A 23,478-nucleotide genomic window follows, 5' to 3' on the forward strand; every position below is an offset into this window, starting at 1 on the left:
GTCACTTTCCGTCGAGGCTGAAGGCGTAGAGCTTGTTGTTGTGGCCGGGGCAGCCCGCCGGGCAGACGTTGGCGTAGTAGTAGCCGGAACCCCAGAACACCGAGCCGTCGGCGATCGCGGCGCCGCCGAACACCGACCCGCCGGAAGCGAAGCTCCACCGCACCTGACCCGTCGCGGCATCGAGTGCGTACATGTTGGGTCCGTTCGGTGTCGACGAGCCGGCGAACACGATTCCGTTGGCGCTGCTGACGAAGGCGTCGTCGAGCCAGTCGCCGGTGCTCGCCTGGGGATCGGCGACCTGCCACTCGATCTCGCCGGTGGCGGCGTCGAGCGCGACGAACCCGCCGCCGGTGGTGGTGGACGTGCGGCCGTCGGACGCCTTCAGCGTCCACGGCAGGTGGTTGCCGTTGCCGATGCCCGCGTAGATCCGCTTCCCGTCGGTCGACGTGCCCCACTGGATGCCGCCCAGCGGGCCGCCGGGCCCGGCCTGCGTGCGCCACACGACGCGCCCCGTCACCGGGTCGACCGCCCAGTAGACGCCGCTCTTCTGCCCGATCCCCAGCAGTTCGGTGCTCTTGCCCGCGATCGTGGTCCGGTACAGGTTGGGCCCGGCACCGAAGTCGAAGTCCGGGCCCCGGTCGGGCTGGAAGATGGTCCAGGTGTCCGCGGTCAACGTCGGGGTCGCCCAGCGCAGCGCCCCGGTTCGCAGGTCGAGCCCGAGGATGCTGTCGAAGTGGTCGTCCGGCGACGGGGGAGTGCACCCGCTCTGCGTCGGCGACTCGCACACCCCGGCGGGCACCGAATAGTTCTGGCCCGTGCCGACGTAGACCAGGCCCCGACGGCGGTCGACGACCGGCTGGCTGCCCCACACCGCGCCGCCGGTGTACCCCTCGGGCACGGTGCGGGTCCGCCAGAGCAGGTGCCCGGTGTTCGCGTCGAGGGCCACGACCGAGCCGCGGAAGGTCATCGGCGCTTCGGTGATCGAGGCTTTGGACGACACCCCGACGTACAGCACGCCGTCTTCGACGGTCGGAGCGCCGGTGATGATGGCGGCCGGGTCCGGGTCGACGACGGCGGCCCAGCCGCGCGCGCCGGTCCGGGCGTCCACGGACACCACCTGGGCGCCCCGCCCCGCGGTGGGCGCCGAGCCCTGCGACAGCAGGCCGGTGCCCAGGAACAGGCGACCGCGCCAGTAGGCGGGGCTGGTGCGCGAGGCGTCTCCGGCGACGCCGGTGTACTCGGCGACCGTGCGTGACCAGACCGGGGTGCCGGTGCGCGCGTCGACCGCCCAGAGCCGGCCGCCCCAGTCCGGCGCGTAGACCACGCCACCGGCCACGGTCGGCGTCGCCGACACGTCCCCGGCGGTCGTCAGCACCCACCTCGGCTTGAGCCGGCCGACGTTGGCCGGCGTGAGCACGCGTTCGGTGGCGGCGTGCCGGGTGTTGTGGTTGTTCTGACCGGCGCTGGGCCAGCCGGCGGGTGCCGGCGCGTCCGCGGTGGCGGAGGCCGGCAAGGTGGCGGCCAGGACGGCCGCCAGGACGGCCGCACCCCAGGTGCGCGTTCTTGCCGGGTGTTCGCTGCGTGGCACGTGTACTCCCTCGGTGTGCTGGTCTAAACCGGTCACGGGGCGGGCACCGCCCCGGCGGCCCAGTCGGCCGCGACGACGTCGGCCGACCCGGGCGGATCCGCAGGCCCGACGGCGGTCCCGGTCAGCTGCTCGACGAAGTGCCGGGCGGGCGCGTTCCGGCGGGTGGACTCGTGGTGCAGGCGGACTTCGGCGCAGTCCGCGGAGATCGCTTCCGCGCAGAGCAGGCGCAGCACGGCGCCGTCGACACGGCGGTTGAGCATGCGGCAGCTCAGCAGGAAGACCGGGACGTCGAGCACCCCGTCCCGCGCTTCGGCGAGGACCAGGCCGACGACCCCGTGGTCGCCGAAGACGTCGCGGACGCGCACCACCCAACCGGTACCGCTGCGAGCCAGGAACGCGCGCAGTTCGGGCACCGTCCACGCCGAGCCGGTCAGGGTGAACTGGGTGGTCCGCGCGGTCAGCTGGGCGGCCCGCTCCAGCGTCAGGTCGGTCAGCCGGTCCAGCGAGACTTCGATGTCGCAGCGGGCCAGGAACTCCTCGTAGTCCTTTGTGGACTGAAGAAGCTCCTTCCGGTGGGACTCCGCCGCGTACCAGTCCGACCGCAGCCGGTCCTCTTCGGTCACCGCGAGCTGGTCGAACGCCGGCTCGTGCACCAGCTGCCGCCACGCGCGCCCGCCGTCACGGTCCACTTCGACCACGGCCACTTCGGGCAGCTGCGCGCGCACCGACGCGCACGCGACCGGGTCGTCGTCGACGAAGATGAAGGAGGACAACGCCAATCCCAGTTCGGCGGCCAGCTCGCCCAGGTAGGCCGGCTTCGGGGCCCAGCCGATCCGCTGCGCGGTGATCTCGCGCAGCGAGAGCGCCATCCCGGGGTGGCGGTCGAACACCGCGTGCACGTCCTCGGTGTTGTTGTGGCTGCACAGGCACAACAGCTTCCCGCGGGATCGTTGGTCCTGCAGGAACTCCTGGACCCTTCGATGGCCGTCACCGACTTCGACCCCCTCGGGCCCGGCTTCGCCGCACAAGCCTGACCACAGCGTGTCGTCGCAGTCCAGCACCACGACCTTGCGCGGCGCGCGCCACGTCGACGCGGCGAGCCGCACCACGCGGTCGGCCAGCGCCGAGGAGAACTCGTCGGTGTAGGGCAGGTGGGCGATCCGGTCGGCGTACTCGTCGTGCACCTCCGGAACGCCGTAGTGCGCGGCGAGGTCGTCGGTGGGCATCAGGTGCACGCCGGGCAGCGCCGCCACGGCGTCGGCCACGCGGCGCGCGGCGGTCGTCAGCCACGCGGCCGTGGCCCGGTCGCCGAGCGCGCGCGGCGACGGGGGAGTCACGGCGATGAGCCAGGTCGCCGTGCTGCGGCCGGGTGCCGCGGCCAAAGCGGCGAGCAGTTCGTCGAGGAGACCACCGCGGAGGTCCTCCAGGCGGAGCAGCAGCGCGTTCACCCCGGTGTTCGCCAGCAGCACGCTCGTGGGGTCCAGGAGTGGCTCGACGGTCTGGCCGTAGGGCGCGGTGACCACCGCGGTGTCCAGCCTAGCGGCCCGGTCCGCCGCCGCGGCCGCGATCTGGTCGGCGGTGAACGTGGCGGCCAGCGCGATGCCACGGGTCACGGCGTCCCGCCCCGTTCGCGGACCACGGCGGCGAACTCGGCGGCCGTGGTGGTCTCGCCCAACGCGTGGACGGGCAGTTCCACCCCCAGTTCGCGCCACACGCGTGACAGCACCCGGACCGCACGCAGGGAGTCGCCGCCGAGCGCGCCGAACGGCGCTTCCGGGTCGACCTCCGTGATCCCCAGCACCTGCCGGAACGCTTCGATCACCGTGGCCTGCGCGGCTTCGTCGGAAATGGCCGGAATACTTCGATCCGTCACTGTGTACCCTCGATGTCGACCGGATGCGGTCAAATCCTGCGTTGATCTCCGATGGCGGCGAGCCCCGTGGTTTTTATCTCGCCGCGGACGAAATCCACTGTAAGGAGACCCGGTGCGAAACCGCAACCCATTGCGCCGGTTCCGGCCGGTGGCGCACTCGGCCCCGGCCCGACGGCACGCGGAGAATGCCCATGTTGCTTTCCGAAAGTGATGTTGAATTGTTTGCGCAGGTCAGCGGGGACGTCAATCCGTTGCACCGCTCGCCCGAGCACGCGCGGGCGACGCCGTTCGGCGGGGTGCTCGCGCACGGGGTCCTCGCCCTGCTCGCGACGCTCGAAGAAGTGCGTCCCGAGCCCGGTGGCACCGCCCGGCTCGAGGTGGAATTCCGTGGCCCGGTGTACCCCGGCGTCCGGTACCGCGCGAGCGCCGCGGCGGGGCCGGCGTGCGAACTGCGCGACGGGGACCGGGTGTGCTTGTCCGCCCGGTGGCGTCCCGGGCCCGCGGCCGAGCCGGTGGTGAGCGGAGTGCCACCCCTCGGCGCGGCCGCCGTCCGCACCTTCGACGACCTGGCGCCGGGGACGCGCGTGTCGGGGGAGTACGGGCCGCGCGGGCTCGATGCCCTGGTCCGTCGGTTCCCCCACACCGCTGCCCTGCTGGGCCCGGGGGCGCTCGTCACGCTGCTGTGGTCGAGTTACACGGCCGGGATGCTGCTGCCCGGTGAGCGGTGCCTGCTGAGCGGGATCTCGGTGCGCTGCCACCCGGTCGGCGGACCGGAGCCCGCGCCGCTGGCCTTCGCGGCCGAGGTACTGGCCCTCGACCGCCGGTTCGGGTTGCTGACCACCGGCGGCACCCTCACCGCCGCGGGCGGCCCGCTCGCCGAGGTGGAGTTCGAAGCGATCGTGCGCACACCGGCGCCGCTGCCCTCCGCGGCGGCGATCGCCGCGCACCTGCCGCCGTCGGAGCGGCTGACCGGGCGGTCCGCGGTCGTGACCGGGGGCAGCCGCGGCCTGGGGGCGGCGGTGGCGCTGGCGCTGGCCGGGCAGGGCTGCGCCGTGCAGGTGGGGCACCGCGGCGCTGTGCCGGACCGCTTGCTCGCCGAGGCCGCGGACCTGCCGGGCGCCCTCCGGCCCGCGCGGGGCGACGCCGCGGACCCCGGGTGGAGCCGCGGGCTGGCCGCGGACCTCGGGGAACTGGACTTCCTCGTGTGCTCGGCGGCCCCGCCGATCCGGCCGCTGGGCGTGGTCCCGGAGCACCTGGACCGGTTCGGCGAGTTCCTGGACGCCTCGGTCCGCCTGGTCACCGCGCCGCTGGCGGAACTGCTGCCACCACTGGACCGCCGCGGCGGCCGGTGCCTGGTGGTGTCTTCGGCGGCCCTTGAAGACCCGCCCCGGGACTGGCCGCACTACGTGACCGCGAAGGCGGCCCTGGAGGGCTTGGTGAGCTGGTTCGCCAAGCACCACCCCCGGGTGGGGTTCGTGGTGGCCCGGCCCGGGCTGCTGCGCACGGAACAGACCAACACCCCGGGAGCGGCGGAACGAGCGGCCGCGGTGGAACCGGTCGCGGCCGCACTGGTCGGGCTGCTCCTCGACACGCCCGTCGAGCCCGGGGTGCCCCGGGTCGTACCGGACCCGATGGCCGGGGCTGTCTCGCCGGCGGGACAGCCCGGAACGGCCTGACCAGGCTGGATGTCAGTTTTCGCCGCGATCGGTGCCCACGGGGACCTCCGTGCGCCGTCGTGCGGCCGGCCGCAGTCCCATCAGCGCCGCCGAGGCCAGGACGAACGCCGCCGCGGACAGGATCGGCGCTGCGCTGGATCCGTCCAGCAGGCCGAACACCACCCCGGTCACCCCGGCGGTCGATGCGGCGATCGCTCCGGCCATGCCCATCACCGACCCCTGGTGGCTGTCGTCCACCGACACCGACATCAGACCGACCAGGCCGCTGTAGGAAATGCCGTAGCCGATCGCGCCGATCAGGCACACCGGGTAGAGGACCAGGAGCGAGCCGGTCAGCGAGGTGGCGGCGATGCACGCCGTCATGACCGCCAGTGCGGCCGGCACCGACACCGCGGGCTTGAGGTAGCGGGCCGCCAGCGGGACGAACGCGAGGAACGCGGCGGCCAGGCCGATGCCGACCACCGAGATCAGGTTGCTGACCGTGCGCTGGCCGAAGCCCTCGTTCGCGGTCAGGTACAGCCCGATGAACTGGAAGAACGCCGTCCAGCCCAGTGACATCAGCAGCAGCGACAGCGAGAGCACCCGGATGCCGGGGAACCGGAACGCCTCGCCGAGCCGGGCGATCGGGTTGGGGATCGAGACCTTGCCCGCCGGCCGCTCCTCCGGCCGGGGCGCCTCCCGGTAGGTGGTCAGCAGGATGAGCAGGTTCAGCAGCGAAGTGCCGGCCACGAAGAGGAACGGCGTCGGCAGCGCGAACCAGGAGACCAGCGTCGGGTCGCTCAGGTAGCCGCCGATCAGCGGCCCGGCCACGTACCCCATCGACACCCAGAACATGATCCGCCCGATGGCGGTGACGCGGCGGTCCTTCGGCGTGACGTCGATGATCGCCGCCTGCGCCACCGGCAGGCTGCCGGAGAACAGGCCGCAGACCACGCGCCCGGTGATGAACAGCGGCACGTCCTTGGCCAGCATCGCCCACACCGTGAGCGCGTAGCCCAGCGCCAGCCCGCTGAGGCACAGCGCCAGGGTGCGTTTGCGGCGGAACAGGTCCGAAAGCGAGCCGAGCACGGGCGCGCCGAAGAACATCGCCAGCGAATAGGTGCCGATGGCCAGGCCGTACAGCAGGTCACGGGTGCCCTGGCCGCCGTCGGCGAGCAGCCCCGCGGCGGGGTCGTACGCGATCGGGATCAGCACCGGCAGCACCAGGCTGACACTCAGGTTGTCGATGAAGATAATGAGATAAAAGGGAATCAAGCGTACCAGTGAATTCTGGTGCACGGCACTCCTCAGCTGAGTAGTTTCCGATCCTTCGGGCGCTGCCGATACGCAGTTTACGACGGCTCTGATCGGTGGACGTCACGCTCCCCGGGTTGACCGCGAGCGGGATTCGTGTTCACCATGAAATAGGTGGTCGAAGCGGGACGTGCACAACGGCGGACAATCCGCGCCGTCCCGTTTCGGAACAGACCCCGATGATCCGGCCGCTACCGGCGTGGACCGATGCGGACCGGGGGAAAGGTTTCCTTCGAATGACGTTGCGGCAGGCGACCGCGCACGAGCATTTCCAGTGGCTGCGCTTCCGGGGCGACCCCGGCGACCCGAACCTGACCATCGGCTACACCTGCGAGCTGCGGGGCCCGGCCGACACCGGCCGGCTCGACGCGGCCCTGCGCGAGGTCGTGGTGACGGCGTTCCCCCGGCTGCTGGACTACTTCACCGAGGTGCGCGGCTCGCTGCAGGTCCGGACCCGGCCCGCCCCACGCAGTGTGCTGCGCCACTGCGCGACCGCCGCCGAACTGCACGACGCCCCGCCGCTCGACCCCGCGGGCCAGCAGCTCTACCGCTTCCTCTGCCGGCGCGAGTCGTCCGAGCTGGTGTTGCTGCGGCTGGACTTCAGCCACCTGGTCTTCGACGGCGGGGGTTTCGCGCCGTTCTTCGCCGCGCTCGCGGCGTGCTGGCGCGGTGCGCACCCCGAGCCGGAATCCCCGGCGTGGCAACCGAAAACCCCGGACCACGCCGCCGCGACCGCGTTCTGGCGGGACGCCCTCGACGGCGCCCCGCTGCACCAGCCCCTCGGGTTCGCCCGGACGGCGACGCCGCCGGCGGCGAGACCGCTGTCGGTGCGCCACACGGTCGGCGACGCCCAGGGCGTGCACCGGCTCCTGCGCGAGCGGGACGCCACCTTGCTCCAGCTCGTCGTCGCGCTGACCGGGGCCCTCCTGCACACCCGCACCGGCGACGCCGACCACCCCGTCGTGGTCGCCCACACCGTGGACACCCGCCGGCGCGGTACTCCCCACGGCTGCCACACCACGCTGCTCCCGATCTGGCTGGCGCCGGCGCCGGCGTCGCGGACCGCGCGGTCGCTGCTGGACGAAGTCGGGGTCCAGCGCGAGAAGATGCGCCCGCACCAGCACTTCCCCGTTCTGGACCTGCTCGCGCTCGCCGCGGCCGAGCCCGACCGCCCCCGCCGGTCCGCCGGTCCGCTGCTCAACGTCGTGGTGAACTCCTCGCCGGCCACTTTGCCGACGGCCCCGCCTGAGCTGACCGGCCTGAACGTCCGGTGGCTGCGCACGCCGGAGACCGCCAGCTCCAGCGACCTGACGATCACCTTCGCCTCCGGCGAAACGGGCATCCGCCTTTCATTCGACTCCTCGTCCCGGCTGGTCACCGCCGACGCGCTGGCGGCGTTCGCGGCGGATTTCCTGACGCTGCTGCGGTTCGCCGTCGCGCACCCGGAGCGGCCACTGGCCGCGTGCGACCTGTCCCGGCCCACGGGGCCGGTCGCCGAGGGCGCACCGGGCGGCGGCGGCCATCGTGCCCTGGGCCGGATGATCGCGGACACCGCCGGCGTGCACCCGGACCGGATCGCCGTCGCCGACGACCACCGGACGCTGACCTACCGCGAGCTGCTCGCCGAAGCTTCTGCCCTCGCCGCAGCCGTCGACGCCGCTCCGGGCGCGATCGGCGTCCTGGTCACGCGGTCCGCGGCGGTTCCGGTGTGCTATCTCGCCGCGTTGCTGCTGGGCCGCCCGTTCGTGCCACTCGACCCGGTCTCGCCCGACGAACGGCTCACCCGCTGCGGCGAGGCCGCCGAGGTCCGGGTGGTGCTGGCCGACCCGGCGACCCGCGAGCGCGCCGCGCGGCTCTTCCCGCACGCCCGCGTCCACGACGTCACCACCACCGGCCCGGGACCGGCCGTGGTGCCCGAGCCCGGGGTGGATCCGGACCGCGTGGCCTACGTGCTGTTCACGTCCGGCTCGACCGGTATCCCCAAGGGCGTGATGGTCGGCGAAGGGAACCTCGTCAACTTCCTGCTGTCCGTGGGTGACGACCCCGGTCTGCGGCCCGAAGACCGGGTGCTGGCCCTGACCCCGGTCAGCTTCGACATCTCCTTGCTGGAACTGCTGCTCCCGCTCGTGCACGGGGCCGCCGTCGAAATCCTGCCCGACGAAGCCCGGTTGAGCGGCTCCGCACTCGCCGAGCGTCTCGACCGCGGCCGGATCACCGTGGTGCAGGCGACGCCGTCCACCTGGCGCGTGCTCGAGGCGGCGGGATGGCGGGCGCGCACGCCGATGACGTTGCTGTGCGGCGGGGAGCACCTCGAGCCGGAGGTGGCGGAGTACCTGCTGGCTCAGGGAAGCGCTGTCTACACCATGTACGGCCCCACCGAAGCGACGATCTGGTCGAGCTGGCACCGCGTCACGCACCCCCGTGACGTGCACCTCGGCACGCCGGTCCGCGGCACCGCCTACCACGTGGTCGACGACGAAGGCCGCGCCGTCGCCCCCGGCGCGCCCGGTGAGCTGGTGATCGCGGGGGATTGCGTGGCCAAGGGCTACCTGAACGCCGCGGACACCCCCTTCCGCCCGCTGCAGGACGGCACACCGGCGTACCGCACCGGCGACCTCGTCCGGCACGAGGGCGAAGGCCGGGTCGTGTTCGCCGGCCGCAAGGACGGCCAGCGCAAGGTGAACGGCTACCGGGTCGAGCCCGGCGAGGTCGCTGCGGTGGTGCGGCAAGTCGTGCCGACCGCGACGGTTTTCGTGGTCGTCGCGGCCGATCCCGAACCGCACCTGCGGTGCCTGGTCTGGCTGCCCGAAGGCCGGGACTTCGACGCCGGCGCGGTCCGCGACCGCTGCCAGGCCGCCCTGCCGCACTACCTGCGGCCGAAGACCATCGACCGGCTGCGCAGCATTCCCCTGACGCCGAACGGGAAAGCCGACACCCGGGCACTGGCGGAGCGGCCGCGCGCCGAGCTGGACCTGGCGCAGCCGCAAGCCCCCGCGGAGGCGTCGCGGCCCGGCGACGACGGGCTCGTCGCCGAGCTGCGCCGCCTGGTCGCCGACGAGCTGCACGTGCCGCCCCCGGACGCCGATCAGCCGCTGGGCTACCAGGGCATCGGGTCGCTGGGGTACAACGTGCTCGCCGTGCGCATCAGCGAGCGCTACGGCGTTCCGTTCCAGGCCCACGACTTCTACCGGCTCACCACCCTCCTGGCCGTCGCCGCGGCCGTGTCCGGGACCGCGGCCGGTCCCGAACCGGCGGGAAAGCGCGGCCGCCGCACCACCTCCGGCCCGGCGGCCGCGGACGACCGGCTCGCCATCGTCGGCCTCGCCGCGGTGCTGCCCGGCGGCGGCGACGCCGGTTCGTTCTGGGAAGCGCTGCTGGCCGGCGTCGACGCCGTCGGCCCCGCCGATCCGGACCGCGGGCTGCCGGGCGAGGTCGCCGGGTTCCTGCCGGGCGTCAAGAGTTTCGACGCCCGGTTCTTCTCCATCTCCCCGCTCGAGGCGGGCTGGATGGACCCGAGACAGCGGGTGCTGCTGCAGTCCACCTGGCACGCCTTGGAAGACGCCTGCCGGGCCCCCGCCGAGCTGCGGGGCACGCGCACCGGCTGCTACGTGGCCGCCACCGGGGCGGACTACGCGGTGCTCCAGGCGCGAGCGGCCGCCCGGCAGGCACCGCACTCGCTCGTCGGCGCTTCCGCCAGCCTGCTGGCGAACCGGCTGTCCGCGTTCTTCGACTGGACCGGCCCGTCCGCCACCCTGGACACCGCCTGCTCGGGCTCGCTGGTCGCGCTGGTCCGGGCGTGCCGTGACCTGCGCACCGGCGCCTGCGACACGGCCGTCGTCGGCGGCGTCAACCTCATCCTCGACCAGCAGGTCAACGACGGCCTGCACGCCGCGGGCCTGCTCTCGCCCCGCCACCGCTGCGCCACCTTCGACGCCTCGGCCGACGGCTACGTGCGCGGCGAGGGCTACGGAACGCTCGTCGTCCGGCGGTTGCCGGACGCACTGGCCGAGGGCAACCGGGTGCTGGCGGTGATCGAGAGCGCGGTGGAAAACCACGGCGGGCGCGCCAACTCGCTCACCGCACCCAACCCCAACGCCCAGCGCAGCCTGCTGCTCGAGGCCTACACCCCGGAGCTGGCCGCCCGGACCGGCTACATCGAAACACACGGCTCGGGGACCGCGCTCGGCGACGCCATCGAGTTCGACGCGCTGGCGCGGGCCTGGGCCGAGCTGGTGCCCGAGCCCGAGCTGCCGGTGCGGCTGGGCGCGGTCAAGACCAACGTCGGGCACCTGGAGGCCGCCGCGGGGATCGCCTCGGTCGTCAAGGTGGTCAAGGCGTTCGAGCACCGCACGTTGCCGGGCAACCTGCACTTCTCCGAGCTGAACCCGCGGATCTCCCTGGCCGGAACGCCGTTCGAGCTGCTGGAGAAGCCGGTGTCGTGGACCGGGCCGGAGCCACTGGTCGCGGGTATCAGCTCGTTCGGTTTCGGGGGCAGCAACGCCCACGTCGTGCTTTCCGCCCCGCCGCCGGATCCCGCACGCGAGCCGGAGGACGGCGGGACCTACCTGATGCCGTTGTCGGCGCGGACCCCGCGGGCGCTGCAGGCCCTCGCCGGCGCGCTGCGGGCGGAGCTGCCGCGGCTCCGCTTGGGCGAGCTGTCCCACACGCTGTGCCGGGGCCGCGAGCACTTCGAGCACCGGCAGGCCTGGGTGGTGTCCTCGGCCGCCCAGCTGGCCGACGCTTTGGGGGCGGTGGCCGAGCCGGTCCGGGTCGGGCCGGCCGGTGACCCGGTCGTCACCGCGGATCCCGAGCAGGCCCGCCGCGCCTACCTGGCCGGCCACCCCGTCGACTGGCCGTCCCTGTTCGCCGGACGCCCCCCGCGGTTCGTGCGGCTGCCCGCTTACCCGTTCGCCGACACCGACTTCTGGTTCACCCGCTGATGGGCGCGCTCGACAGCGGACCGGAGGCGGCTGGACTGCGGGCCGTGCCCGGTGAGCCGGGAGCGGTGCGCGCCGTCCTCGACCCGGACCACACCTGGTTCCGCGAGCACGTCGTGCGCGGCCGCCGGATCCTGCCCGGGGTGGTGTGGCTGGAGTTGGCCTTCCGCGGGCTGGACCTGGTGCACCCGGGCGCGCGGGTGCACGGCGTCGCCGACGGCGCGTGGCTGCGGCCGGTGCCCGGCGACGAACCGCTGGACCTGGTGCTGCGGTTCCGCGTCGCGCCCGACGGGCGGACCGCCGGCTACACGATCGACAACCACGGCCTGCGCTGCGGCCTCGGCACCCTGCAGCTGACCCCGCAGGACCGGCCGCCGTCGGTGCCGACGGCGGTCCGCGACCGCATCGCCGAGGACTCCCGCTCGCACTTCACGCGGCGGGAGATCTACACCGAGTTCGCCGCGATGGGCATCGACTACGGCCCGCACTTCCGCCGCATCAGCTACGTGCAGCGGCTCGGGCAGGCGTCGCTGGCCCTGCTGACGGGAAACGACGGGATCCGGCTGGAGCCGGTGCCCCTGCTCGACTGTGCGTTCCAGGCCGGGATGGCCATTTCCATCGGCGAGCACCGCGACAGCCTGATGCCGTTCTCGCTGGGACAGCTGGTGGTGCACCGGCCGCCGGCCTTCCCGCTGCCGTCGGCGTTCGTGCTGACCGAGAAGCACTCGCCCTTCCGGACCGGGTGCACGGTCTACGACGACGGCTACGAGCCGCTGCTGTCCGTCTTCGACCTCGGCGTGAAGCCCGCGCGCTGACTTCCGCTCCACCGAAGGAGAACTCCGTGAACCAGCAGTACGAACGCCCCGGCGCCGACGCGGTGCGCCGCGCCGAAGTCGGCGGGCTCGCGTTCGCGCCGCGGTGGTCGACCGGCGCCCTCCCCGCCGCGGCACCCCGTCCCGGGGGCACCCGGGTGTTCCTGGTGCCGCCCGGCCAGGAGGCCCTCCGCCGCGAACTGACCGAAGCGTTCCCGCACGAAGACGTCGTCGCGCTGCGCGACCCGCTGACCGTGCCGCCGGACGGCGCGCACCTGGTCTTCGTCTCCCGCACGTCGTGGTCCGACGGGGTGCGGGACGACGACCTCACCGCCCTGCTGCGCCTCGTTCGGGCACTGGATTCCCGGCCGGCGGTCACACTCGACGTCGTCACCGACAAGGCCGTGCCGAGCCCGCTGTTCCCGGCCGCGGGCCACCCGGTCGACGGCGTGCACGTCGGCCTCGCGCGGACCCTCGCCGCGGAACGGCCGGAGTGGCGGGTCCGCTGCCTGTGCCTGAGCGACCTCTCCGCGTCCACACTGGACCGGGCGCTCGGCCTCGCCCTGCCCGATGCGCCCGGCAAGGCGCTCTGCCTCGACGGCGACCGGATCGCCACCGCCGGGATGGCTCCGGTGCGGCTGGGGGAGTGGCCGTCGCGGCCGGCGTTCCGGACCGGCGGCACCTACGTGATCCTGGGTGGCACCGGCGGTCTCGGGGGAGTGCTCGCCGAGTACCTGGCCGAGCACTACCGGGCCGAGATCGTCCTGCTCGGCCGGCGCGGGCCCGAGCACACCGAGGCCGCCCGGCGGCGGCTCGGCGAGCTGGGCGCCCGCGCGGTGCACCACCACCAGGCCGACCTGGCCGACGGCGCCGCCCTGCGCGCCGCGTTGGACCGGCACGACGTCGTGCACGGCGTCATCCACTCCGCGCTGGTGCTCGACGACGCCACCTTGGCCACCATGAGCGACCGGCGGCTGCTGGACGTGCTGCGGCCGAAGGTGCACGGCACGCACCAGCTCGTGCAGGCGCTGCGCGGGCGGGAGCTCGACTTCTGCCTGTTCTTCTCCTCGCTGCAGTCCTATCTGGCCAATGCGGGGCAGGGGAACTACGCCGCGGCGAGCGTGGCCGCCGACTCCTACGCCGACCTGATCCGCGAGGCGCTGCTCATCGACGCCCGGGTCGTGAACTGGGGCTACTGGGGCTCGGTCGGGATCGTCGCGAAGCCGGAGTACCGCGAACGGATGCGGCGGCTCGGCGTCGGTTCCCTCGAGCCGGCCGAAGGCCTCGCCGTCGTCGAGCGGCTCCTCGCGGGCGAGCACCGGCAGATCACCGTCGTCAAGGCCACCCCGGAGGCGTTGCAGCGCATGGACATCACCCCGCACGAGACCGCAGCAGAGACCTCGGGACCCGCGGCGCTGGTGCCACCGTTCGCCGACGACACGCCGGAGGCGACCCGCAACCGGGCGCTGGCGGAGCGGATCGAGGCCTACGCCCGGTCCGCCCTGCACCGGACCGACCTGCCTTCGGTGGCGATCCCGCGGCACGCGCGGCTGCTGTCCGCGGTCCGGGCCATTCCGGACGCGCCGTCGCCTTCGCGTGCCGAACTCGTGCGCGAGTACCCGGACCTGGCGGGACACCTGACGTTGCTCGACCGCTGCGTCGAGAGCCTGCCCGCCGTGCTGCGCGGCGACCTCGACCCACTGGAGGTGGTGTTCCCCGGCGGCAGTTTCGAGCTGGTCGCCCCGGTCTACCGCAGCAACCCGATCGCCGACCACTTCAACGGCGTCTCCGCCGACGTGGTCGCCGCCTACCAGCGGCAGGTGTCCGGAAGGGAGCTGCGGATCCTGGAGATCGGCGCGGGCACCGGCAGCACCACCCGGTTCGTGCTCGACCGCCTCGACCCGCACGACGTGTCCTACGCCTTCACCGACCTCTCGCACGCGTTCCTCAACCGCGCCCGCGACGCGTTCGCCGAGCACCCGTACCTGCGCTTCGAGATCTGCGACGTCACCGATCCGCCGCCGGCCTACGAGGGCCGGTTCGACGTCGTGGTGGCCACCAACGTCCTGCACGCCACCCCGGACGTGCCGACGACTTTGCGCAACGTGCGCCGGATGCTGCGAGACGGCGGAATCCTCGTGTTGGGCGAGATCACCGCGCGCCAGGACTACGCCACGCTGACCTTCGGCCTGACCGACGGCTGGTGGCTGGGCAACGACGCCTACCGGCTCGAGCACAGCCCGCTGCTGTCCGGGACGCAGTGGCGACGGCTGCTGGCCGAGGCGGGTTTCGGTGACGTGGCGTCCCACGGGGGCGACGAGCAGCAGGTCCTGGTGGCCGCCGCCGGCCCGGCCGCTTCGCCCGCGCACCCGGCTCCGGACGGCGTGGGTTTGACGGAGCGGGTCGAGGGGTTTGTGCGTGGGGTGATTGCGGAGACGATGCGGTTCGAGGTGTCCGAGGTGGAGCGGGATCGGCCGTTTCGGGACATGGGGATCGATTCGTTGATCGCGATGGAGTTGTTGAAGCCGTTGCGTGAGGTGGTGGGTTATCTGCCGGCGACGGTGTTGTTCGAGTTCCCGACGGTGGCGCGGTTGGCGGGGCATCTGGTGTCGGAGCACGGGGAGGTGTTGAGCGAGGCGTTTCCTGGTGAGCCGGAAGAGCCTGCGCGCCCGGGTTCGGACGGCGTGGGTTTGACGGAGCGGGTCGAGGGGTTTGTGCGTGGGGTGATTGCGGAGACGATGCGGTTCGAGGTGTCCGAGGTGGAGCGGGATCGGCCGTTTCGGGACATGGGGATCGATTCGTTGATCGCGATGGAGTTGTTGAAGCCGTTGCGTGAGGTGGTGGGTTATCTGCCGGCGACGGTGTTGTTCGAGTTCCCGACGGTGGCGCGGTTGGCGGGGCATCTGGTGTCGGAGCACGGGGAGGTGTTGAGCGAGGCGTTTCCTGGTGAGCCGGAAGAGCCTGCGCGCCCGGGTTCGGACGGCGTGGGTTTGACGGAGCGGGTCGAGGGGTTTGTGCGTGGGGTGATTGCGGAGACGATGCGGTTCGAGGTGTCCGAGGTGGAGCGGGATCGGCCGTTTCGGGACATGGGGATCGATTCGTTGATCGCGATGGAGTTGTTGAAGCCGTTGCGTGAGGTGGTGGGTTATCTGCCGGCGACGGTGTTGTTCGAGTTCCCCACCGTGGCCCGGCTCGCGGAGCATCTCGTGTCGGAGCACCGTGCCGCCCTGGAAGGGGAATTCGACGGCGGCCCGGCAGCCGAACCCGTTGCGGAAGCGGAAACCAGGGACGAGCTGGCCGTGCGGGACGGCGACGTCGCCGTCATCGGGATGTCCGCGCGCCTGCCCGGTGCGCGGACCGTCGACGAGTTCTGGGCCAACCTCGTCGCCGGGGTCGATGCCACCTCCGAGGTGCCGTCCGGGCGGTGGAAGGTCGACGTCACCGCCGGTCCCGAGCCGCTGAGCTACACCGGTCGCGGTGCCTTCATCGACGACGTCGACGCGTTCGACCACACCTTCTTCACCCTCACCCCGCGCGACGCGGCCGTGATGGACCCCCAGGAACGCCTGGTCCTGGAGCAGACCTACCAGGCGCTGCTCGACGCCGGGTACAGCCGGGCCGGGCTGGCCGGCGGCGACACCGGCGTGTTCGTCGGCGTGATGAACGGCGGCTACGCCTGGCACACACCCGCCGATCCGGCCGAGCCGCCCACGACCTCGCTGTTCTGGTCGATGGCGAACCGCACCTCCTACCACTTCGACTGGCACGGGCCGAGCCTGGCCGTAGACACCGCCTGCTCGGCTTCGCTGACCGCCCTGCACCTCGCCTGCCAGTCGCTGCGCACCGGCGAGTGCCGGCAGGCCGTGGTCAGCGGGGTCAACCTGATCACCCACCCGCGGCAGTTCCGGCTGCTCAGCGGCATGGGCATGCTCTCGCGCGGCGGCACCTGCCGCCCGTTCGGCGAGGGGGCCGACGGATTCGTCGACGGGGAAGGAGTCGTGTGCCTGGTCCTCAAACCGCTGGCCGACGCCCGGCGTGACGGCGACCGCGTGCACGCCGTCATCGCCGGCTCCGCGATCAACGCGGGCGGCCGGGCCAACGGCTACACCGCGCCCAACGTCGACGCCCAGCACGCCCTGATCACCCGCGCGCTGTCCGCCGCCGGCATCCCGCCCGAGGGGGTCGGCTACGTCGAAGCGCACGGCACCGGCACCGAACTCGGGGACCCGATCGAGGTCCGGGCGCTCGGCAAGGCCTACGCCGCGGCCGGTACCGAGCGCATCCGGCTCGGGTCGGTCAAGGCGGGCATCGGTCACCTCGAGTCGGCGGCGGGCCTGGCCGGGGTGCTCAAGGCCGTCCTGCAGATGCGCCACCGCAAGCTCGTGCCTTCGCTGCACGCCGACCGGACCAACCCGCACATCGACTTCCCGGCCACGCCTTTCGTGCTGAACACCCAGCCGGCCGAGTGGCCGGATCCGCTGCCGCTGGTCTCCGCCGTCAGTTCCTTCGGAGCCGGTGGCGCCAACGCCCACGTCGTCCTCCGCGGGGTGCCGGCGCAGGACCCGGCGCCGCCCCGGCCCGAGCGGGACTGCTACGTCATCCCGCTCTCGCACCACAGCAGTGCGGGGCTGCAGTTGCTCATGGACGACCTGCGCGCCTCGCTGCTCGGCCGCCGCGTCGACATGGACGCACTGGCGCACACCCTGTCCTGCCGCCGCGACGCCTTCCGGCACCGGGTGGCCCTCGTCTGCCGCGACCAGGACGACCTGGTCCGGCAGCTCGGCGTCGACCTGCAGCGGCGGGGCGCCCGGACGCCGTCCGGACCGGCCGGGGTGCTCACCGCGGACACCGCGCCGGCGGTGGCCGCCTTCTTCGAATCCGGCGGCGATCCCGGCTGGGACGGCTTCTACCCGCCTCGTCCGCCGGTTTCCCTGCCGGGCTACCCGTTCCTGCGCCACCGGCACTGGGTCGCCTCCGTCGAGTCGGACCTGGGCGGTCTCGGCGAGCTGGTGGCCGCGCACCGGATCGGCGGCGAGGCGGTCGCGCCCGCCGCGTGGTCACTGTCGGTGCTGTCTCGGCACGCCGGCGGCAAGACACTCGGGCACGTGCTGTGGCAGCGGCCGGTCACCGACCCCGGTGCCGTCGAGGTCGTCACCCGCGGCCGCGAACTGTCCCTTGTGGACAACAAGGGCGGCGATCCGTTCTGCACCGCCGAAGTGGTCGACCCCGGCGACGCCCGCCCGTTCGCCACGGCACCGGCGGAGGGAGGCCGCCGGCTGGACGGCGAAGAGGTCTACGCCCGGTTCCGCGAGCTGGGCTACGACTACGGACCGGCCCTGCGCGGGGTGCGGTGGGCCGAAGTCGCCCCCGGCGCGGTCCGTGCGTTCCTGCACGTGGATCGGGACTGGGGGTTCGAGCTGTCGCCGGCCCTGCTGGACGCGGGCATGCAGCTGTCGATCCTGCTTTCGGCGAGCGACGACCCGGCCGCCCCGGTGTTCGTCCCGTACCACCTGGGGCGGCTGAAGGTCGTGCGCGCCCCGCGCGACGAGGCCGTGTTCTGCGAATGCACCGAACGCGCCGGCGGCTCCGCCCGCACCCGCACCTTCGACTTCCGGTTCACCGACGTCGACGGCAATCCTCTGGTGCTGCTGGAGGAAGCGGTGTCCGTCGCGGCAGGCGGGGCGCCCGCGCCCCGGCGGGCCCCGTCCGCGTTCGAAGTCTTCGAGCTGAGCTGAGGGAGGAGGTGCGAGGTGCCCGGTGACGTCCTGATGTTCCCCGGCCAGGGTGCGCAGTACCCCGGGATGGGGGACGAGCTGTTCGACCGCTACCCGCAGCTGTGCGCGCAGGCCGACGCGGCCGTCGGCTACTCGCTGACGGAGCTGTGCCGGTCCGACCCCGACGGGCGGTTGCAGCAGACCGCGCACACGCAGCCCGCGATCTACCTGGTGAGCTGCCTGGCCTACCTGGCGCACGCCGAGCGGGCCGGCGGGGCGGTGACCGGACCGCTCGTCGGCCACAGCGTGGGCTTGTACGCCGCGCTGTTCGCCGCCGAGGTGCTCGATCTGATCGGCGGGCTGGAGATCGTCGCCCGGCGCGGCGAGCTGATGCAGGCGGTCGAGGGCGGCGGGATGCTCGCCGTGCTCGGCGCCGGTGCCACCCGGGTGGACCGGGACCTCGCGCGCTGGGAGTTCTTCGACGTGGAAGTGGCCAACTACAACAGCCCCGGCCAGGTCGTGCTCAGCGGTCCGGCCGAGCGCCTCGCCGAGCTGACCCCGGTGCTGGAAGGGGCCGGGCACCGCTGTGTGCCGCTGGCGGTCAGCGGGGCGTTCCACTCCCGGCACATGGAACCGTGCCGGCGTGAATTCGCCCGGTTCCTGCTCGGACGCGAGTTCGGGGAGCCGGTGCGGCCGGTGGTCTCCAGCACCACCGGACAGGTGGTCGTGGCCGCCCGCCTGCTCGAGGAAATGGTCTTCCAGCTGGTGAAACCGGTGCGCTGGTGGCAGACCGTGGAACACCTGGCCCGCACCGGGGCCACGACCTTCCACGAGGTCGGGCCCGGCACGGTGCTGACCGACCTGACCCGGAAGATCCTCGGCGGCGCGCCGCCCCGGACAGAGCAGCTGGAGATGACGGCATGACGGCAGGACGCAGCCGGGTGGCGGTCGTGGGTGGCGGCGGAGCGGGGTCCGTGGCGGCCTGGCTGCTTTCCCGCACCCACGAGGTGGTGCTGTTCGAAGCCGACGAACGGCTCGGTGGGCACGCCTACAGCCATCCCGTCGAGACCGGTGCCGGCGAAGTGCGGGTCGACATGGGAGTCGAGCACTTCACGGAGAAACTGGCACCCAACCTGCACCGGCTGCTGACCGGGTTCGGGATCGGCACCTACGTCGCCCCGTCGTCGATCCGGGTCGCGTTCCCCGGGCCCGGCCGGACCTGGAGCAACCAGGACCGCAGCGGGGCGCTCCGGGCCGAGCTGATCGACGAGTTCGACCGCTTCCACCTGGCCATGAACCAGGTCGCGGCATCGGCCGACGAGCGGCTGCGCGGGCTGAGCATCGGCGAGTACCTCGACGAAAACGGCTACTCGCGCGCCTTCAAGCACCAGGCCGTCGACCCGATCATGAGCGTCTACTCGGGCTGCCACGCGCCTTCACTGGACTACTCGCTGATGTACGTCGCGCTGTCGTTCAGCATGAACCTGCTGTCCTTCTTCGCGCCCGGCTACTGGCGCAAAGCCGACGGCGGCATCCACCGCTACCTGGACGTCATCGCCGCGCAGCTGGGCGACCGGGTCCGCCTGGCCACCCCGGTCGAAGCGATCGTGCCGTCGCCCGGCGGCGGGGTGCTGCTGTCCGCCTGCGGCGAGGAACACCACTTCGACGCCGTCGTCGTCGCCACCCACGCCGACATCGCGCACAAGATGCTGCGCGACGCGGGCCCGCGGTACGGGGAACTGCTCGGCGGATTCGCCTACGTGCCGGTGGAAAGCGTGCTGCACCAGGACACGAGCTGGCTCGGCGACGACGGTTCCGACGTGTACTGCCGGTTCCGCATGGGGCCGGGGTTCGACCTCGCGCGCGCCGAAGAGGCCACCGGGAGCCTCACCCGCGACTGCTCCGTCCTGCACGCCCTCCGCGACGTCGAGGAGCCGGTGCTGATCACCTTCGACCCCCAGGAACCGGTCGAGGAAACGAAGGTGCTCGCCCGCCGGCGGTGGAAACTGCCGCAGCTGCGCCCGGCCGACGTCCGCCACAAGCGGCGGCTGGCCGGGCTGCAGGGTCGTGACGGCATCTGGTTCTGCGGCACGGACACGAGCGTCACCGGCCACGAAGGCGCGATCGTCTCCGGGATGGTGGTCGCCGCCCGGCTCGGCGTGCCGCACCCGTTCGCCGACGACCCGGGCGCCGCCGCCCAGTTCAAGGTCGTCGAGGAGTTCATGGGCGTCTGAACCCGCCCGCCCACCTGCCCGTACGGAGGGGAAGCACCCCATGCACGTTCTCCGACCCCGGCGCCGTCCGCTGCCGGCCACCGGCGACCGCCCGGCGAGCCCGGTGCTGCTGCTCACCGACCGCGACGACTTCGCCGCGGCCGCGTCCGCCGCGGGCGTCGAACACCGGCGCACCGGCCCGCGCGAGGCGGTCCGCGCGGCCGACCTCGACGAAAACGGCGTGCTCGTCGTCGCCTGGCGCGGCGACGCGGCACCGGCGTACGAGGCGGTGGCGGCCTTCGCCCGTGGCTGTGCGGATCTGCTGCGGGTCGCGGCGGGCCGGGCCCGGCACCTCGTGGTGCTCTCGGCCGAGGACGACGCGCTGGCCCCGGTCCTCGACGGCATGGCCGGGTCAGTGGCGCGCGAGGAACCCTTGCGCCACACGTCGGTCCGGGTGACCGGCGCGGTCACAGGCGAGCGGCTGGCGAGGTGGATCGCCGCCGCGGCGGCCAACCCGGGCGCGCGGCTGGTGGCCGGGGAGGACGAGCCGGAGTGCCTCCGGCACGAGCCCGCCGAGCTGCCGCCCGCCCGGCCCGCCGAGGTGCTCCGCCCCGGCGACGCGGTGGTCCTCGTCGGCGGCGCGGGCGGCGTGGGACGGCCGTTGTGCCGGTACCTGACCGAACGCTGCGGGGCCCGGGTGGTCGTGCTCGGCCGCGGCAGGCCGGGCCCCGAGCGGGCCCGGGCGCTGCGGGAGGCGGGTGCGGTGGCCTACCTCAGCGTCGCCGCCGACGACCCGGCCGCCCTGGACGAGGCGTTCCGCTACGTCCACGAGCGGTTCGGTCCGGTCGAGCTCGCCGTCAACCTCGCCGGGGTGCTGGCCGACGGGCTCCTGCGGACCCTGTCCGCGGAGAGCCTCGACGCCGTGCTGCGGCCGAAAGCCGGGGTCGCGCTGGGCCTGGCCGCGCTGCGGGGTCCGCACCGCCCGGCCCGGGTCGTCCAGTTCGGCTCGCTGACCGCGGTGACCGGCAACGTGGGGCAGGCCGGCTACGGTGCGGCCAATGCGTTCGCCGGCGGCCTGGCCGAGCGCACCCCCGGCTGGCTCTGCGTCGACTGGGGACTTTGGGACACCGACGGCATGCGGCCGGCCGAGAGCGTCCCGGGCCTGCGCGCCATGGACCCCGAGCGCGCCTGCGACGCGCTGATGTCCGCCGTGGCCGCCGGGGTCGGCCGCGTGGTCGTGTTCGACGGCGACCTCCGCGTCGATCCCGAGCCGCCCGCGGCACCGGCCGCGCCGGCTCCCGTGGCGCCCGCGTCCACCGGGGACCTGCGGGAGCGGACGGTGGAGTGGCTGCGGGCCGTGGTCGTCCGGCACACCGGCCTCGCCCGGATCGGCACCGAGGACAACCTGCTGGAACAGGGCCTCGACAGCGTCGGCAGCGTCCGGATCAGCCGGGAGATCGAATCCCACCTCGACCTGGGCGAGCAGTTCCGGCTCAGCCGGGCCGTCGTGCTGCAGCACCCCACCGTCGCCGCGCTCGCCGACCACCTGCTCGACCGCGTGCGGCCCCGGCTGGCCGCCCGGTTCGCCGGCACGGCGGCGGAACCGGCGGCCGCACCGGACGTCGCCGACGAGCCGCCCGTCCCGGCCGGGGAGCCGGTCCACCGGCCCGACGACATCGCGATCATCGGCATGGCGGGGGAGTTCCCCGGCGGTGACGACGTCGAGGCGTTCTGGCAGTCCTTGCTGCGTGGCGAGGATTCGGTGCAGGTCATCCCCGAAGACCGCTGGGACTGGCGCGCCGACTACCGCCCGGCCCCCGAGGAGCCGGGTGCCGCGCAGGGCAGGCACGGCGGCTTCCTCCGCCACGCGCTGGACTTCGACCCGGTGTTCTTCGGCATCGCTCCCGCCGAAGCCGAAGCGCTCGACCCGCAGGAACGCCGTTTCCTGCAAACCGCCTACCACGCCTGGGAAGACGCCGGGTGCTTCGCCCGGCCCGCGCCCGGCGCCGGGGTGTTCGTGGCCGCGATGTTCGGCCACTACCAGGACCTCGACACCGACGGCCGGGCCGTCGGCAGTTCCTTCGCCGCGGTGGCCAACCGGGTCTCGCACGCCTTGGACCTGCACGGGCCGAGCGTGGCCGTCGACACCATGTGCTCGGGCGGGCTCACCGCGCTGCACCTGGCCGCGACCGCCATCCGGGCGGGCGACTGCGACGTGGCGGTCGTGGGCGGGGTCAACGTCATGCCGCACCCGGGCAAGTACCGGCTGCTGACCCAGGGCAAGTTCCTCAGCCCCACCGGCGCCTGCCACGCCTTCGGGGTCGCCGCCGACGGCTACGTGCCCGGCGAAGGGACCGTCGCCGTCGTGGTGAAACGGCTTTCCGCGGCGCTGCGGGACGGCGACCGGGTGCACGCGGTCGTCCGCGCCACGGCGGTCAACTCGGGAGGCCGCACCGCCGGGTTCACCGTGCCCTCCGAAGACGCCCAGCACCGGGTGATCACCGCCGCCCTCGCGCGGGCCGGGGTCGAGCCGGGCGCGGTGACCTACGTCGAGGCGCACGGCACCGGCACCGAGCTGGGGGACCCGATCGAAGTCCGCGCACTGAGCCGGGCCTACGGCGGTCCGGAGACCGGGCCGGCCCACCTGGGCACGGTCAAGAGCAACATCGGCCACCTGGAGTCCGCCGCCGCGCTCGCCGGGCTCGTCAAGGTCGTGCGCCAGCTGACCACTCGCACCCTGGTCCCGACGTTGCACTGCGAACTGGAAAACCCGGAGCTGGACCTCGAAGTGTCCCGGTTCCGGCTGGTGAAGGAGACCCGGCCGTGGCCGGCCGGCGGTACGCCCACCCGGTTCGCCGGCTTGAGCTCCTTCGGCGCGGGCGGCTCGAACGGGCACGCCGTCATCCAGGAGTTCGTCGCTCCCGAACCGGCCGTGCCGTCGCCCGAGTGGTGCTTCGTCCCGCTGTCGGGCCGCGACGAAGCCGCGGTGGACCGGCGCGTCGCCGACCTCGCCGAGCACCTGCGCGAAACACCTGGCACCTCGCTGTACGGGCTGAGCTGGACCCTGTGCTGCGCGCGGCAGCACCTGCGGGTCCGCCGGGGGTTCTGGGCCCGCAGCACCCGCCAGCTGCTCGACGTCCTCACCGGCGACCAGCAGCCACCGGCGCCGCCCGTCGACCGTGAGTGGGAGCGCGCGGCCGCCGCCTACACCGACGGTGCCACCCCGGACTTCGCCGCGTTGTTCCCGGTGCGGCTGCTGGTGGACGCGCCGCTGTATCCGTTCGCCGCAGACCGCTACGTCATCCCGGCCCTCGACCGGCGCTCGTCGGGACGGAGCCCGCGGCGGCGTTCGCCCGCCTCCGTTCCGCTCAC

The 23,478-nt window shown here is 73.5% G+C and carries 10 protein-coding genes and 1 pseudogene; 7 read left to right on the top strand and 4 right to left on the bottom strand.

What is annotated here, in order from left to right; all coding sequences use genetic code 11:
• Position 1: 1 nt before the first annotated feature.
• The 3 genes from HUT10_RS46090 to HUT10_RS46100 are packed head-to-tail and all read right to left on the bottom strand — an operon-like array spanning position 2 to position 3,461.
• Entirely contained in the window at positions 2–1,588 is a 1,587-nt protein-coding gene (locus HUT10_RS46090) for a PQQ-binding-like beta-propeller repeat protein (protein WP_176176978.1), read from the bottom strand.
• 32 nt (positions 1,589–1,620) lie between these two features.
• Positions 1,621–3,201 carry an HAD family hydrolase gene (locus HUT10_RS46095; protein WP_176176979.1) on the bottom strand — a complete coding sequence of 527 codons (1,581 nt, stop codon included), beginning with the start codon at positions 3,199–3,201 and terminating at the stop codon, positions 1,621–1,623.
• Positions 3,198–3,461 (bottom strand): acyl carrier protein, encoded by a 264-nt coding sequence (locus tag HUT10_RS46100; RefSeq protein ID WP_176176980.1) that lies wholly within the window; start codon positions 3,459–3,461, stop codon positions 3,198–3,200. Before HUT10_RS46100 ends, HUT10_RS46095 begins: the two co-directional genes overlap by 4 nt.
• A gap of 191 nt (positions 3,462–3,652) precedes the next feature.
• On the opposite strand from HUT10_RS46100, the gene HUT10_RS46105 reads away from it, so the two are divergent.
• Complete coding sequence (locus HUT10_RS46105) at positions 3,653–5,137, top strand: SDR family NAD(P)-dependent oxidoreductase (protein WP_176176981.1); 1,485 nt, start codon at positions 3,653–3,655, stop codon at positions 5,135–5,137.
• A gap of 12 nt (positions 5,138–5,149) precedes the next feature.
• On the opposite strand, the gene HUT10_RS46110 is transcribed toward HUT10_RS46105, so the two are convergent.
• Entirely contained in the window at positions 5,150–6,391 is a 1,242-nt protein-coding gene (locus HUT10_RS46110; RefSeq protein WP_176176982.1) for an MFS transporter, read from the bottom strand.
• A gap of 275 nt (positions 6,392–6,666) precedes the next feature.
• On the opposite strand from HUT10_RS46110, the gene HUT10_RS46115 reads away from it, so the two are divergent.
• From HUT10_RS46115 to HUT10_RS51555, 6 genes and pseudogenes are all read left to right on the top strand, one after another.
• A complete protein-coding gene (locus tag HUT10_RS46115) occupies positions 6,667–11,370 on the top strand; it encodes an AMP-binding protein (protein WP_176176983.1) in 4,704 nt (1,567 codons plus the stop codon).
• Positions 11,370–12,182 (top strand): polyketide synthase dehydratase domain-containing protein, encoded by an 813-nt coding sequence (locus HUT10_RS46120; RefSeq protein ID WP_176176984.1) that lies wholly within the window; start codon positions 11,370–11,372, stop codon positions 12,180–12,182. Before HUT10_RS46115 ends, HUT10_RS46120 begins: the two co-directional genes overlap by 1 nt.
• A 26-nt stretch (positions 12,183–12,208) precedes the next feature.
• Positions 12,209–17,914, top strand: a complete 5,706-nt coding sequence (locus tag HUT10_RS46125; protein WP_176176985.1) for a beta-ketoacyl synthase N-terminal-like domain-containing protein — start codon at positions 12,209–12,211, stop codon at positions 17,912–17,914.
• A gap of 15 nt (positions 17,915–17,929) precedes the next feature.
• Positions 17,930–18,817 (top strand): ACP S-malonyltransferase, encoded by an 888-nt coding sequence (locus HUT10_RS46130; protein WP_217709705.1) that lies wholly within the window; start codon positions 17,930–17,932, stop codon positions 18,815–18,817.
• A complete protein-coding gene (locus tag HUT10_RS46135; RefSeq protein ID WP_176176986.1) occupies positions 18,814–20,127 on the top strand; it encodes an FAD-dependent oxidoreductase in 1,314 nt (437 codons plus the stop codon). The genes HUT10_RS46130 and HUT10_RS46135 overlap by 4 nt, the downstream gene beginning before the upstream one ends.
• Before the next feature lie 382 nt (positions 20,128–20,509).
• Positions 20,510–23,140 (top strand): annotated as a pseudogene (locus HUT10_RS51555) (SDR family NAD(P)-dependent oxidoreductase); the annotation flags it as partial.
• Positions 23,141–23,478 lie beyond the last annotated feature (338 nt).

The sequence above is a fragment of the Amycolatopsis sp. Hca4 genome (assembly GCF_013364075.1).
Lineage (GTDB): Bacteria > Actinomycetota > Actinomycetes > Mycobacteriales > Pseudonocardiaceae > Amycolatopsis.

What these genes read in the sequence shown, in the direction of transcription:
- HUT10_RS46105 (WP_176176981.1), top strand. Translation starts at nt 3,653, where the DNA reads ATGTTGCTTTCCGAAAGTGATGTTGAATTGTTTGCGCAGGTCAGCGGG.
- HUT10_RS46120 (WP_176176984.1), top strand. Translation starts at nt 11,370, where the DNA reads ATGGGCGCGCTCGACAGCGGACCGGAGGCGGCTGGACTGCGGGCCGTG.
- HUT10_RS46115 (WP_176176983.1), top strand. Translation starts at nt 6,667, where the DNA reads ATGACGTTGCGGCAGGCGACCGCGCACGAGCATTTCCAGTGGCTGCGC.
- HUT10_RS46135 (WP_176176986.1), top strand. Translation starts at nt 18,814, where the DNA reads ATGACGGCAGGACGCAGCCGGGTGGCGGTCGTGGGTGGCGGCGGAGCG.